This is a genomic window from Sorangium sp. So ce295 (assembly GCF_051527405.1).
In the GTDB taxonomy this organism is placed as follows: Bacteria; Myxococcota_A; Polyangia; order Polyangiales; family Polyangiaceae; genus Sorangium; species Sorangium cellulosum_B.
This window is the reverse complement of sequence record NZ_CP150324.1, coordinates 7,009,623-7,023,212: the sequence shown is the minus strand read 5'-3', so window position 1 is coordinate 7,023,212 and position 13,590 is coordinate 7,009,623. Positions and strand designations below refer to the sequence as shown.

Sequence of the window (13,590 nt, the reverse complement as noted above, 5' to 3'; positions counted from 1 at the left end):
GAAGACCTCGGTGACAGGTAGGCCGTGGAGGACGGCGGCAACACGCATCCAGAGGCGCCGGACGTCGGTCGCCGTCAGCCGTCGCGCCTGGTGCCCTTCAAGGAATCGTTGAACCGCTTGTTTTCCATCGTCAACGTGTAGACTCGCACGGCGGTCTCGATCGACGTCAAGATCCTGTTGATGTCACCGTCCTTGATGACATAGGCGAACGGCCGATGTTCTCTGATGACCCTCGCGGGGTCCTTGATGTTCTGGTAGGCCGAATAGAAGATGATGGGGATATCGGGCTGCCTCTTCCGGAGCTGGTCGCACGCCCAGAAGCCGTCGTGCCCCTCCATCTTCACGTCGAGGACGACCGCGTAGACGCCGTCGCGCAAGGCGGCCAGCCCCTCCCTCGCCGACGCGCACAGCAGGACGTCGTACTTCTCGCTCAGGATGAAGTCGAGCGAGTCTCGCGCCGCGGCGTCATCGTCGATCACGAGGATCACGGGGCGTGGCGGCGCGTTCGCCGGTGGTTCGCTCCTCTTGCGCCATGAGTATCTCAGGTCGTTGAACGCCATTGCCCGCATCCTTGCAGCACGGGGCCACCCTCTCGCCGGTTCGTGCTCACCCCGGCTCTTCGCTCGCTCACGATGCCCATCACCTACGACACGCCCGCCGTCGGCAGGGTCACCGTGAACCGGGTGCCCTTGCCCCATTCGCTCTGCACCTCGATGGTCCCGCGACTGGCGTCGATGATCCGCTTGACGACGGCGAGACCCAGGCCGGTCCCGGTCGCGGGTTTCGTGGAATAGAACGACTCGAAGATGTTCGGTAGATCCGCTTCCCGGATGCCCACGCCGTCATCCGTCACCTGGAGGACGCACGCACCGGCCTCCTCCCTCGCCGAGATCTCGATCAGGCCCGCGCCACCTCGCCCGCTCCTCTCGAGGATGGCGTCGCGCGCGTTGTTCAGGAGGTTCTGCAGGACGGAGTAACACTGCGTCGGATCTGCCACGATGCTGATGGTCCCCGCGATGTCGGCCTGGACCGAGATGCTGGATCCTCCGGTCGTCTCCCTGAAATCGACGAGCGCGCTGTCGATCAGCTCGTTCAGGCTGATCCGTTCCCATGAGCGCTCGCCGCCCGTGATCCTGGAGAAATCAAGGATCGCCTTGGTGATGGTGAGCACCCGGGTGGTCGCCTTGAGCACGAGGTTCAGGGCGGCGTCGAGCGCCTCCTGGTTCTCGAAGACGCGCTGGAGCCGCGCCGTGAGCGGACCCAGCGCCTCGCCCGGCAGATGCTCGGCGAGCTCCTCGTGCAGCTTGCCGAGCTCCACAGCCGAGTCGAAGGTGAGGCTGGGGCGCGAGGCCGTCTCATCCTGCCCGAGGACCCTCGCGAGCACCAGGCTCGCCCCCGCGAGCGCGTTCCGGATCTCGTGCGCGAAGGCGCCCGCCATCCGCTTCTCCGTCGCCTCGCGCTCCAGGCGGATCAGCTTCGCCTGGGCCTCCTGGAGCTCCGCCGTGCGCTCTTTGACCTTCTCTTCGAGCCTGCCGTACAGGCGGCTGTTCTCGATCGAGATGGCGGCCTGCGCGGACAGGACCTGCAGGACCTTGATGCGCGCCGGCGTGAACGCGTCCTCGAGCAAGGTGTTCTCCAGATAGAGGACCCCGACCAGCTTGCCTTGCTGGACGATCGGCGCACACAGGATCGATTTCGGCTTCTTCCGCGCCATGTACGGGTCGGACAGGAATGTGCTCTCGCGCGCTGCGTTGGCGAGGACGACGCGCTCCTTCGTCTTCTGGACGTATCGCACGACCGCCCGCGAGAGGCCCTCCACCTCCTCGAGCGGCACCGACTGGAGGACGCTGCTGGGCGGCTCCTCGGCGTCCGCCGCCGCCTCGACGTACAGCTCGTCGTTGTTCGCGAGCAGCAGGTATCCCTTGCTGGCCCCCGCGTTCTCCATCGCGGTCCGCATCAGCCTCTCGAGGAGCTTGCCGAGCTCGATCTCTCCCGAGATCGCCTGGGAAGCCCGCACGACGGTCGCGAGATCCAGCATCTCGCCGGCCCCGACGATCGTCGCTATCTCCGTCGGCCCGGCAGCCCTCGCCGCCCCCGCGTCCCGCGGCAAGAGCTCCGCGTACTTCTCCTTGAGCTGCATGGCCTTGGCCGCGGCGCCCCAGCGCGTGTAGCCGTAGAGGGCGTCAATCATGTAGACGCGCGCGATCTTCGCCCTGCCCCTCGCGAGGTGGAACCTCGCGGCGAGCTCGTTCGCCAGCGCCTCGTGGTGCGGGAACTCGTTCTCGTGCGCCGCCATGATCGCCCGCTCGTAGAGGTCCATCGCCGCCGCGTCGTCGCCGGCGATGCGCGCGCGCTCGGCGGATAGCAGGAGACGCCTGTGGTGGAAGTTCTCCGGGCAGCTGTCCGCCCACACCGCGATCTCGGCCGCGTACCGGTCGAGCTCTCTCTCGTAGCGCTCTCGCTCGGCGGGCGCCGCCGCCGGGTACAGCGCCAGCATGATCAGGCTCCCGTAGAACGGGATCTCGGTCGAGATCCACATGTGGCCCAGGTACGGGCGCAGCCGCTCCGCGAGGGCGACGAAGGACAGCGCGCGCTCGTGGTCCTCGTAGAGGAACGCGAGCTGCGCCTTGTGGACGTTGTAGTATGCCGCCATGTGCTCGAGGCCCGGGGCCGCCATCTCGGCGTCGAACGCCGCCTCGTCGAAGGCGCCATCGCTCAGGGTGTGGCGGCCATGCGTGCGCCCTCGCAAGCTCGCGACCATCTGCTTCGCCGAGGTCACGATGAGGATGGCCACGACGTTCTTGGTGCGCTGGAGGAAAGGGGAGCCCCTCTCTATCTCCTCGGCGATCGCGGCGAGGTTGTTGCCGACGCCTATCCCGTTGACGATCCCGTGCATGACGGAGTAGCTGGCGAACTGGATGTCCCCCACCTCCAGGCCGTCCTGGTACGCCTGTGAGAGATACGAGAACGATAGCCGGAGCGGCTCCCGGTAGTGGGCGATGAACACCGCGAAGCTGGACTTCACCTTGGACGCCGTGTCGACACAGGCCATCTTCTCGTTGAGATCCATCGCGAGCTTGCCGAACTCGTAGGCTTCCGAGTACCGACCCAGGCCGATCAGGACGATCGCGTAGACCAGGTAGCCGAAGGGGGAGCCCTCCGCGTGGCCGTGCTTCAGGGAGATGTTGGCCTGCTTGACGCTCGCGAGCGCGTGGAGGGAGGGATACCCGAGGAGGAGGGCCGCGCTCGCGTTCGTCAGGATCGTGAGCGCCGCGCTCTGCTCCGGGTCGGTGAGCGCCGGGGCGTCGAGCAGGTCCGTGATCCGGCGGCCCGCCAGGTTCGATGGCACCTCCGCGAGCTCCGCGGCGAAGGCCGCCTTGATCCGCTCCTCGTCCTCGGGCAGCTCGATCCCGAGCAGCGCGAGGGCTGCCCGCGCGCTGCTCACGGATTCGGCGAACTTCCCGGCGACGTTGAAGAGCGGGATGCGCAGGGCGTGGACGTGCACGCGATCGAGGCGGGTCCTGGCGCGGTCCAGGACGACGTTGAACAGCGATTCGGCCTGCGCGACATGGCCGCTCAGGAACGCGCAGCTGGCTCGCTCGGTGTGGAGCGCGAACGCGAGATCGTAGTCCTGCTCCCACCCGCGCTCGTCGAGGAGCGACGTCCCGGCCCCGAGGTAGGTGGCGGCCACGTCGTAGGCCGCGGACGCCTTCGCCCTCCTGCCGGCGGTGAGGTTCAAGCGCGCGAGGCTCGTCCGCTCGCCCTGCGAGGAGATCCGCGCGGCGCCGAGGTTGAGGTGATTGACCGTGTCGAACAGGTTCTCTTCCGTGTCGCCGATCTCCCGTTGCGCGAGCATCAGGCGCCCGATCCTGAGGTGCAGGTCCTCCTTGCGCTCGCCGTCGATCAGCGAGTAGGCCGCCTGCTGCACGCGATCGTGCAGGAACCTGTACGAGACGTTGATGTCCCAGGGGGCCGGCTCGCCATCTCCAGGCTGGTCGGGCGCGGCGTGGAGGAACCGGTACTCGGCGTCCAGGGGCAAGACGAGGTTCTCAGCGAGCGCCTCCCAGAGATCCGCGGCCGTGCTCCCGGGCGGCCGCTCGTCGATCATCGAGAGCGTCTTCAGATCGAACCGGTGGCCGATGCAGGCGGCGAGCGTGAGGATCCGCTGCGTGCTCGGCGCGAGCCGCCGGAGCTTCCTCGCCATGAACTCGGCCACGTTGTCCGTGATCGCCGCGCTCCGGATGCGATCGAGATCCCAGGAGAACGAGCCCGATGGGACGTCGAAGGCGAGCAGCTGATCCTTGTGCAGCGAGGTCAGGAATTGATTGATGAAGAACGGGTTCCCCTGGGTCTTTTCGAGGACGAGCGTCGCCAGCGGGGCGGAGCGCCGCGGATCACAGCCGAGCGCGTCGACGAGGAGCTGGTTGATGTCCGGCAGGCGCAGCGGATCGAGGGTGACCTCGGCCATGTCCGTCCCTGCCTTCCGGAGCTCTGCCCGGGCCGTCGAGAGCGGGTGCCCCGCGTCGATCTCGTCGTCGCGGTAGGCGCCGATCACGAGCAGGTGGCCGCGCTCCGGATCCGACAGGAGCTGCGTGAGGAGCCTGAGCGAGGCGAGATCGGCCCACTGGAGATCGTCGAGGAAGAGGACCAGCGGGTGGTCGGCCGTGGTGAAGACGCGGAGGAAGCGCTGAAAGACCAGGTTGAAACGGTTCTGGGACTCGGTCGACCCGAGCTCGGGCACGGGCGGCTGGGGGCCGACGACGAGCTCCAGCTCCGGCATCAGGTCGACGAGGACCTGCCCGCTCTGGCGCAGGGCGGCCGCGAGCTTGCGCCGGAAGAGCGCGAGCGTCTCGGCGCGCTCGGTGAGCAGGTGCCGGATGAGATCCTGGAAGGCCTGCGCCAGCGAGGCGTACGGAACGCTCCGGTTGAGCTGGTCGAACTTGCCCGAGATGAAGTGGGCTCGCCGTCCGGCCATGACCTTGTACAGCTCGCTCACGACCGCCGATTTGCCGACGCCGGCGTGGCCGGAGATCAGCACGAGCTCGGCCGCGCCTCGGCTCGCGCGGTCCCATGCCGAGAGGAGCGCCGATATCTCCGCCTCGCGGCCGTAGAGCTTCTGCGGGATGAGCAGCCTGTGGTCGCGGTCGTACCGGCCGAGCGGGAAGGGGGCGATCTGGCCCGTCGCCTCCAGCTGCGCCAGGCACTCGCGCAGGTCGGCCTTGAGCCCGTGCGCGCTCTGGTACCGGTCCTCGGCCGCCTTGGACAGGAGCTTCATCACGATGTTCGACACCGCCTCGGGGACCGCGGGCGACCGTTCGCGCGGCGGCGTGGGCCTCTTGGCGATGTGGCAGTGCAGGAGCTCCAGGGGATCCGTCGCCTGGAAAGGCAGCGTGCCCGTCAGTATCTCGTAGAGGGTGACGCCGAGGGAATACAGGTCCGTGCGGTGATCGAGGGTTCGATTCATCCGTCCGGTCTGCTCCGGCGACATGTAGGTCAGGGGCCCTTCCAGGGAGTCGGGGCTCTTCGCCTGCTGGATCTCCTGGGAGAGGCGCGTGGCGATGCCGAAGTCGATCAGCTTGACCTGACACGTATCCATGTGGACGAGGATGTTGTGCGGCTTGATGTCCTTGTGGATGATGTGACGCCGGTGGATCGCCTCCAGGGTGTCTGCGATGGATTCGGCGATCTGGAGGGAGGTCTTCAAGCCGAGCTCCTGCGTCCGGAGGACGTCGTCCAGCGGCCGTTCCTCGAGGTTCTCCATGACGAGCGCCAGGTTCGTGCCGATCCGCTCCAGGCCGTACACCTTCACCACACCAGAGAGGTCGAGGCTCCTGGTGATCGCGACCTCGTGCCGTAGCTTCGCGATCTGACGGGAGCTAGGGTATTCGCTCTTGAAGAGCTTGATCGCGACCGGCGCCCGATCCACGTTCCGGTACCCACGATAGACGATGGTCTCGACGCCGCTGTGGATCTCGTCCGTGATGGTGTAATGGGGAAGGCTGATCATCGTGTCTCCTACACGGAATCGGTGCAATCACTCTCGCTGGCGAGTCGATTCGCGGGTGGTCGAGGCTGAAGAACGTCGATTGAGCTCTGGTCGGCGTGGGTGGAGAGAGCAGAGGGTGGAGCCCCGACGCGCCCTGGCGCAGCCGCGGGCGCGCGGGATGTCGCTCGGAGTCGATTCGCTCGCTCTCCGACGGTCGTCGCGCGCATCGACGCGGGTCGACTGCAGAGTTGTTGCCTCGCTACTTCCCCCCTATCCACATTGCACGTATAGCATTCTCGCACCATGCGAGGAAACGGAATTCCACCAGAGACGTCCGGCGATCCAGCGCCGACTCCCGGCGATCCAGGGCGACTCGACGAGGGCCCCATCGAGTCGCGTGCGGACCGGTGATGGTGGTCACATCACGGTCTCGGCTCCGATCCAGGGGACTGTAAGAGCTTCGTGGACGGTGTGGGCGGGAAGCGCGGCGGGCTATCGCGTTACGTCGTCGATTTCTCGTCTGAATGTCATCGATGAAGAGCCGGCTGCGTCACGAGGACCGGCCGCGCCGCGCCGCGCGGCCGATCAGCCATCGACATCGAGCGCATCGAGCGGGCGCGCGTCGCGAACGCCGGCTGCCGTCAACCATCGCGCTTGGTGCCCTGCAAGAGGTCGATGGACCTCTTGTTCTCCGTCATTGTCGTGTGGACTCGCACGGCTGTGTCGACCGTGGTCACAATCCTGTTGATGTCACCATCCTTGACGACGTAAGCGAATGGCTGGTGCTCCCGGACGACCCTGCTGGGATCCTTGATGTCCTGGTAGGCCGAATAGAAGATGATGGGGATGTCGGGCTGCTTCCGGCGGAGCGCATCACACGCCCAGAAGCCGTCCAGCGGCTCCATCTTCACGTCGAGGATGACCGCGCAGACATCGTCGCGAACGGCGGCCAATCCCTCCGTCGCCGATCCGCACAACAGGACGTCGTACCTGTCCTGCAGGATGTAATGAACGGACTCTCTCGTCGCCGCGTCATCGTCGATCACCAGGACCACGGGGCGCGGCGCTTCGTCCTTCGGTGGCGCTCTTCTCTTGCGCCATGCGTCTTTCAGATCCTTGAACGCCATCGTAGGCACCCTTGCAGCGCGGGTCCAACCTGCCGCCGGTTCGCGCTCACCCCGGCGCTCCGGTCGAGAGCGACGATCGAGCGCCTGCTCCACCCGGCGGCGGCCTGCGCGAAATGGCCGCGCAGGACCTCGCATCCGGCGCGATCGAGGCGGAGCGCGGACGCCAGATCGTATGCCTGCTCCCACGCTGCATCATTCGCGCTTGGCCGCAAATTTGCCGCTGGATCGTTCTTCCCGCCCACACCATGTGAATAGCATTCTCGCATCTTGCAGGTAAACAGATTTTGACCGACGTCGTCGTGCGCCCCGACGCCGACTCCGGGCGAACCGGGGCGGGTCGACGAGCAGCATCATGCAGTGCCGCTTGGATCGCTGTTGCGGTCCCAGGTCGAGGGGGGAGAGTTTTGCTGCCGGTGTAAGCGACCCGTGAGGCGCGACGGGACGCCGCGTGGGGAGGGCGGAGCGAGCCAGGTGAGCGGCTCGCACGTCGCAGCTCCCCGCCTGGCGCACTGCGTTCAGCCCGAGTGGATCGGCGTCCAGGCCGGCGGGTCGCTCGCCGGGAACGACTCGTCCGACGCCTCGTCCACCGGCTCCCACGCCTCGCGCTGCGAGGGCGCCCCGCCGCGATCGAGCGGTGTCTGCGGGCTCCGCTCCTTGCGCGTCTTCGCCCTCGTCGCCTCGGGGCCGGCCGCGGCGCCTTCAGGTGATTCCGGCTGTCGCTCCGCTGTCTTCTTCTCGTTCATTCCCATGCTTCACCCTCCGGCGCTCCCGTGCCCGACACGACAGGTGGAGCCGGCGAGGCGCGCCGCAAGGGGACGCCGCGCTGGATCGAGGCCGCTCTCGCTCGCTCTTCCTCGCTCAGCGCGCCGGCTGATCCCCGACGAATCGCTCGAACACGGCCTTGCGCAGCAGCTCCGGCGGCAGGATCCCCTGGGCGAGCACGAAATCGTGAAATCGCTGCGCATCGAGGCGAGGGCCCATCATGGACTCGACCTCTGCCCGGAGCTCCATCAGCCGGATGAACCCGTAGAAATACGATGTCGCCTGTCCCGGCGAGCGGAACGTGTAGCGCTCCACCTCGGACCGAGCGAACGGCGCCGACAGCACCACTTCCTGCTCCAGGAAGGCGCGCGCGGCCTCAGGCGTGATCTTGCCGGCCTGGAGCTCCGGGTCCAGGAAGGCGCGCGCGGCCCGCAGAAGGCGGTATTGCAGCGAGACGAGCTGACCTTCGGGCGGCATGAACGGGAACACGAGGGCCTCGGAGTACAGCCCCCACCCCTCGACGTTGGCGCTGTTCATCGCGAAGACCGCCCGGGCGATCGAGACGCCGCGCTCGACGAGCGAGGCGAACTGGAGCTCGTGTCCGGGGCGCGCCTCGTGGGCGGTGAGCGTCCACGACGCCGCTGCATGGGTGAAGTCGTCGACCTTCTGCAGATCCTCCGCGGCGCCGGGAGCGCCGGGGAGGCTGAGCGGCAACACGAACTCCCCCACTTCCCCCTGGTTGCCGAGCAGCCGCGGCGGCCGCAGGTGCGGCGCCGGCGTCTCGGCGCTCTCGGCGGCGGTGCCGAGACGGATGCGCGCGGGCCGCTCGGGCAGCGTGACGAGGCGCTCTTTCCTGATGATGTCCTCTATCTGGGCCAGCCGCGCCTTGTAATGCGGCAAGATGGCCTCGCCCACCAGCTGCTCTTTCTTCAGGGCGCGGAGCACGTCGCGGTAATCCGCGCCTGGCAGCTTGCGCGTCCTGGCGACCGAGCTCGAGAGCTCCTGCATCTGCGCCGTCAGATCCTCGAAGGCGGCGTGGGCCAGGGGCGCCAGCTCGGCGGGCGGCAGATCGACGCCGTACGACTCGAGCGCGAACGCATAGAGCGGCCGCGGCAACGCGAAGTCGGTCCGCGCCCGGGGGAGCACGTCGCTGCGCAGCGCCGCGTCGTACGCCTCGAGCTGGCGATTCAGCGCCGCGAGCGGCTCGTCATGGCCGCTGATGCCGTATTTCCTGAACAGCTCACCGATGCCCTCCCGCACGCGGGCATTCGTGGCGAGGTGCCGCTCGATCTCCATCCTGGGCGGGGCGAGCAATCCGGGCTTCTCGAGGTCCTGGAGGAGCCTGGCCATGGCCTGCTCGGCGATGGGCACATAGCCCGCCTCCATGCCGGCATAACGCCGGAGGCGCGTGCGGGCCGCAGCCCGCCGCGCCGGGGATACCCGGTCGTCCAGGAGGTTCGAGATGCCGTCGAACACGAGCCCTGTGACGTGCACGTAGGTGACGCTGTATTTCTCCGCGAGCTCCGAGCTGCGAACGGCCCGGTCCGCGGCGTCCAGCAAGATCTGCAGATCTTCGGCGACCGCCGGGTCCTTCTCGGTCTCTCGCCGTTTCTGGAGCTCCACGATGGCCGCGCGGAAGGCCGCGCGTCTCTGCGCCTCGACCCCGGGCGAGAGATCCGCGATCTCCCGATCCGCGCGCTCGATCCCCAGAGCTCCGGCGCGCTCCGGCGAGAACCGGACGAGCACGTCGAGGAGGACCTTTGCGTGCTCGTTGCTGCGCTCGACCCAGGCGGGGAGTCGCCGGGCCGCTGCAGGTGCCGAGCGCGCGGCGGGCGCGGTGCTCGCGGCCTCCGAGGGCGCCGGCGAGGGCAGGGGAGCCGGCGCGGCGGCAAGAGGCGGGGCGCCTCGGGCGCACGCAGCGGCGAACAGGGGGACGAGGACGAAGGTGCGAAGTGCGCGCAGGGTCATGCCGCACATCTTGCGACGGCGCCGCTGCGCGCCAGCCGCAACGCGGGGCAAATGCGGCCGGCGCGAGCCCAGCTCAGCTGTGCTCGAGCGGAAGCCCCGCCTTCACCCAGCCGCTCGTGCCGCCATCCAGGTTGTAGAGCTGGTTCAACCCGAGCCGCTCGGCGAGCTTCGCCGCCGTCAGGCTGCGGGCGCCCTTCGCGCACACGAACACCACCCGATCGCGCGGCAGGGCCCGCTGCGGATCCGCTCTCAGTTGATCGAGGGGCACCAGCCGCGCGTGCGGCACGTGTCCGACCGACCACTCGCGTGGCTCACGCACATCCACAACGTCCACCTCGCCGCTCTTGATGAGCTCGTCCGCGTCCCTGGGCGATATCGTCTGGATCATCCGTCCATTATAACGGACGCGTCCGACAGTGGCAACCCGGGGGACACAAGTTCGCCGTCGAGACGAAAACCTGCGAAATCCCATGTGTTCAGCCTGTTTCGAGGATCCAGCCAGCGGGTTGGACGGCGAGGGCGGCTGGCAGAGAGCCCGGCGGCGTCCGTCTCAACGGACAGCCGCCGGGCGGCCGGTCAGCGCGACCTCCCGATCTGGATTCGATGCAGCGCGTCAACCAGCGCGTCGATGTCCTCGCAGGTGTTGTAGGGGGCGAGCGACGCGCGCACGGTGCTCTCCAGGCCGAAGCGGCGCAGGATGGGCTGCGCGCAGTGGTGGCCCGAGCGCACCGCGATACCCTCCCGGTCGAGCGCTCCGCCCACGTCCTCGGTGCGCTGCCCATCGAGGACGAAGGAGAGCACGCCCGCCTTGTCGGCCGCGGTGCCGATGAGCCGCAGCCCGGGGACGGTCGCGAGGGCGTGGGTGGCGTAGTGGAGCAGCTCGTGCTCGTAGCGGCCGATGTTCTCGATCCCGATCCGCGTCACGTAGTCGAGCGCGGCCCCGAGGCCGACCGCGTCCGCGATGTTGCCGGTGCCGGCCTCGAAGCGCGCGGGCGGCGGATGGTAGATCGTCCGCTCGAAGGTGACGTCCGCGATCATGTTGCCGCCGCCCTGCCAGGGCGGCATCGCGTCGAGCACCTCGCTCTTGCCGAACACGGCGCCGATGCCCGTGGGACCGAACACCTTGTGGCCCGAGAACACGTAGAAGTCGCAGTCGAGCAGCTGCACGTCCGCGCGCATGTGGGACACCGCTTGCGCGCCGTCCACGACCACGCGCGCGCCGTGCCGGTGCGCCATCGCCACCATCTCGCGGGCGGGCGTGATGGTGCCGAGCGCGTTCGAGACCTGCGTGATCGAGACGATGCGCGTCCGCGGGCCGAGCAGCTTCTCGTACTCCTCGAGGATCACCTGGCCCCGGTCGTCCACCGGAGCGACACGGAGCCTGGCGCCCTTCTCGGAGCAGAGCTGCTGCCACGGCACGATGTTGGCGTGGTGCTCGAGCCACGTGATGACGATCTCGTCGCCCGGACCCACGTTCCTCCGGCCCCAGCTCTGGGCGATCAGGTTGATCCCCTCGGTGGTGCCGCGCACGAACACGATCTCGCGCGTGGACGGGGCGTTGATGAAGCGGCGCGTCGCCTCGCGCGCCGCCTCGTACGCGTCCGTCGCGCGGGCCGCGAGCGCGTGCGCCGCGCGGTGGATGTTCGAGTTCTCGTGCTCGTAGAAGTACGAGAGCCGATCGATGACGGCCCGGGGCTTCTGGGTCGTCGCCGCGTTGTCGAGCCAGACGAGCCGCTTGTTGTGGACCCGCTCCTCGAGGATGGGGAAGTCGCGGCGGATCGCGTGCGGGTCCAGGATGCCGGCCGAGCCGCTGACGCCGCGGACCAGCGCCGGATCCACGGCGCGGATCTCGTGCGCTTCGACCTGGGGAGGGCCGACCGGCGACTCGATGCCCAGCGCGGGCGCGCCGGGCACGAAGTACGGGTCGGCGTCGCGGCCCGCGAGATCGCCCAGCACCCGGATGCGGAGCACCTCGTCGGCCGCTCCCAGGCTCAGCGGATCGGAGCCCACGAGCGGGACGCGGACGAACCCGGCGCGCACCGTCGAGTCCGGCAGCGACACCTCGCCGGGGAAGGCGGGCGTCGCGCCGGAAGAAGCGAGGACCGAGCCGGGAGCCGGCAGCGCCGCGCCGGAATAGGGGGGAACAGAGCCGGAGTAGGCGGGGACAGAGCCGGAGTAGGCGGGGGCCGACCCGGGGTACACGGGGGCCGCCGCCGCGGACGGTCCCGGTACAGGTGCCGGCGCCGCGCCAGCCGCCGCCAGGTGCGGGACGGGCGACTGCGACGGCGCGGCGCCAGGCAGCGGCGCCGGCTGCGCAGCCGCCCCCTGATTGACCGGCGCGCCGAGCATCTCGTTCGCGAGCTGCGCGATCACCGCGGCCAGGGAGGCGGGGTCGAAGCTGGCGACAGCGGGCGCCGGCGCGCCGCCCGGCGCCGAGAGCGGCACGTTCAAGGGCGCGATCCCAGAGCTCCCTACGGCGCGGGTCACCTGCGGCAGAGCACCCTGGAGATCCGCTGTCTGGATCTCACTTGTACTCATAGTAGCTGTCCACCTGGACGCCCTCGAGCACGCCGAGCGCATCTTCGGTCAGAACCGCCGCCGAGCAATAGAGGGACGCGAGGTACGAGGCAGCCCCGAGCTGGTTGATGCCCATGAAGCGAATCGACAGGCTCGGGCTCACCTCGCCCTGGATCCCCGGCTGGAACAGGCCCACGACACCGCGCTTCTTCTCGCCGGTGCGGACCAGGAGGATATCGGTCTTGTTGCCCGCGAGGTGCAGCTTGTCGGTGGGGATGAGCGGGAGGCCGCGCCAGGTGAGGAACGGCGAGCCGAACAGGGTCACCGTCGGCGGCGGAACACCGCGCTTCGTGCATTCGCGACCGAACGCCGCGATGGCCCGCGGGTGCGCCAGGAAAAAGGCGGGCTCCTTCCACACCTTCGTGATCAGCTCATCGAGATCGTCCGGCGTGGGGCCGGCGCCGCGCGGCTTGATCCGCATGCTCTCGTGCACGCTGTTCAGCAGGCCGTAGTTGCCGTTGTTGATCAGCTCGTCCTCTTGCTTCTCCTTGAGCTTCTCGACGAGGACGGTGAGCTGCTCTTTCACCTGATCCATCGGGCTGCGGAACAGGTCGGAGATCCGGGTGTGCACCTGGATCGTCGTTGTCACCGTGTTGAGCACGTATTCGCGCGGCTGCTCTTCATAGTGGATGCGCGCCACGGGCAGCTCGGCCGCGTCATCCGGGCTGCAATCGACCGCGAAATCGTTGCTGCAGACCCGGTTGAGGCGGTACACGCCTGCTTCGACGGGCGTCCAGGGGAGCAGCTGCACGAGCCAACGCGGGGTGGAACCGGCCCACTGGGGCGGCGTCTTGCTCGTGTTGGCGTGTTGCCTTGCGGCGCGCTCGCCAAGCAAATGGCTTTCGTGGTTTGTCATGGCAGGGCTTTTCCTCGAGCTTTGACGAGTGGGGGGAGAGCTACGCCAAAGCTGAGCCATTACTACAGCTTCTTCCTACGTTGCCGCAATGGCGCTCGTGGCGCCCTGGGCGCTTTCCTCCTGTAAAGCAGATGTGCTTTCCAGCATGCTGGACTCCTGTAAAGCGGAGCTTTTTCCGTAATGGTGGAGCGCAGCAGCACGCGCCGCGGCGGATGGCGACACCGGCGGACGTCAGCCGAGGTCGAGGCTCACGGGTGTTGCGGCGTTGTTGCGGTGTCGTTGCGGCGTTGTTGCGATAGCGTCCGACATGAAAG

The 13,590-nt window shown here is 68.4% G+C and carries 8 protein-coding genes; all 8 read right to left on the bottom strand.

What is annotated here, in order from left to right:
* Window positions 1–74 precede the first annotated feature (74 nt).
* Entirely contained in the window at window positions 75–560 is a 486-nt protein-coding gene (locus tag WMF11_RS26540) for a response regulator (protein WP_437902096.1), read from the bottom strand.
* A gap of 83 nt (window positions 561–643) precedes the next feature.
* On the bottom strand, window positions 644–6,007 hold the full coding sequence (locus WMF11_RS26535) for a trifunctional serine/threonine-protein kinase/ATP-binding protein/sensor histidine kinase (RefSeq protein ID WP_437972684.1): 5,364 nt from the start codon (window positions 6,005–6,007) through the stop codon (window positions 644–646).
* Between the two features lie 620 nt (window positions 6,008–6,627).
* On the bottom strand, window positions 6,628–7,113 hold the full coding sequence (locus WMF11_RS26530; protein ID WP_437902094.1) for a response regulator: 486 nt from the start codon (window positions 7,111–7,113) through the stop codon (window positions 6,628–6,630).
* Window positions 7,114–7,628: 515 nt separating this feature from the next.
* A complete protein-coding gene (locus WMF11_RS26525) occupies window positions 7,629–7,862 on the bottom strand; it encodes a hypothetical protein (protein ID WP_437972683.1) in 234 nt (77 codons plus the stop codon).
* Between the two features lie 109 nt (window positions 7,863–7,971).
* On the bottom strand, window positions 7,972–9,852 hold the full coding sequence (locus tag WMF11_RS26520; protein ID WP_437972682.1) for a DUF885 domain-containing protein: 1,881 nt from the start codon (window positions 9,850–9,852) through the stop codon (window positions 7,972–7,974).
* Between the two features lie 64 nt (window positions 9,853–9,916).
* Complete coding sequence (locus tag WMF11_RS26515; protein ID WP_012237276.1) at window positions 9,917–10,231, bottom strand: rhodanese-like domain-containing protein; 315 nt, start codon at window positions 10,229–10,231, stop codon at window positions 9,917–9,919.
* A gap of 188 nt (window positions 10,232–10,419) precedes the next feature.
* Window positions 10,420–12,381 carry a family 2A encapsulin nanocompartment cargo protein cysteine desulfurase gene (locus tag WMF11_RS26510; RefSeq protein WP_437972681.1) on the bottom strand — a complete coding sequence of 654 codons (1,962 nt, stop codon included), beginning with the start codon at window positions 12,379–12,381 and terminating at the stop codon, window positions 10,420–10,422.
* Window positions 12,368–13,276, bottom strand: a complete 909-nt coding sequence (locus WMF11_RS26505) for a family 2A encapsulin nanocompartment shell protein (RefSeq protein ID WP_437902090.1) — start codon at window positions 13,274–13,276, stop codon at window positions 12,368–12,370. The genes WMF11_RS26510 and WMF11_RS26505 overlap by 14 nt, the downstream gene beginning before the upstream one ends.
* Window positions 13,277–13,590 lie beyond the last annotated feature (314 nt).

Coding starts and splice junctions, on each gene's coding strand:
- WMF11_RS26540 (WP_437902096.1), bottom strand. CDS start 560: ATGGCGTTCAACGACCTGAGATACTCATGGCGCAAGAGGAGCGAACCA.
- WMF11_RS26535 (WP_437972684.1), bottom strand. CDS start 6,007: ATGATCAGCCTTCCCCATTACACCATCACGGACGAGATCCACAGCGGC.
- WMF11_RS26530 (WP_437902094.1), bottom strand. CDS start 7,113: ATGGCGTTCAAGGATCTGAAAGACGCATGGCGCAAGAGAAGAGCGCCA.
- WMF11_RS26525 (WP_437972683.1), bottom strand. CDS start 7,862: ATGGGAATGAACGAGAAGAAGACAGCGGAGCGACAGCCGGAATCACCT.
- WMF11_RS26520 (WP_437972682.1), bottom strand. CDS start 9,852: ATGTGCGGCATGACCCTGCGCGCACTTCGCACCTTCGTCCTCGTCCCC.
- WMF11_RS26515 (WP_012237276.1), bottom strand. CDS start 10,231: ATGATCCAGACGATATCGCCCAGGGACGCGGACGAGCTCATCAAGAGC.
- WMF11_RS26510 (WP_437972681.1), bottom strand. CDS start 12,381: ATGAGTACAAGTGAGATCCAGACAGCGGATCTCCAGGGTGCTCTGCCG.
- WMF11_RS26505 (WP_437902090.1), bottom strand. CDS start 13,276: ATGACAAACCACGAAAGCCATTTGCTTGGCGAGCGCGCCGCAAGGCAA.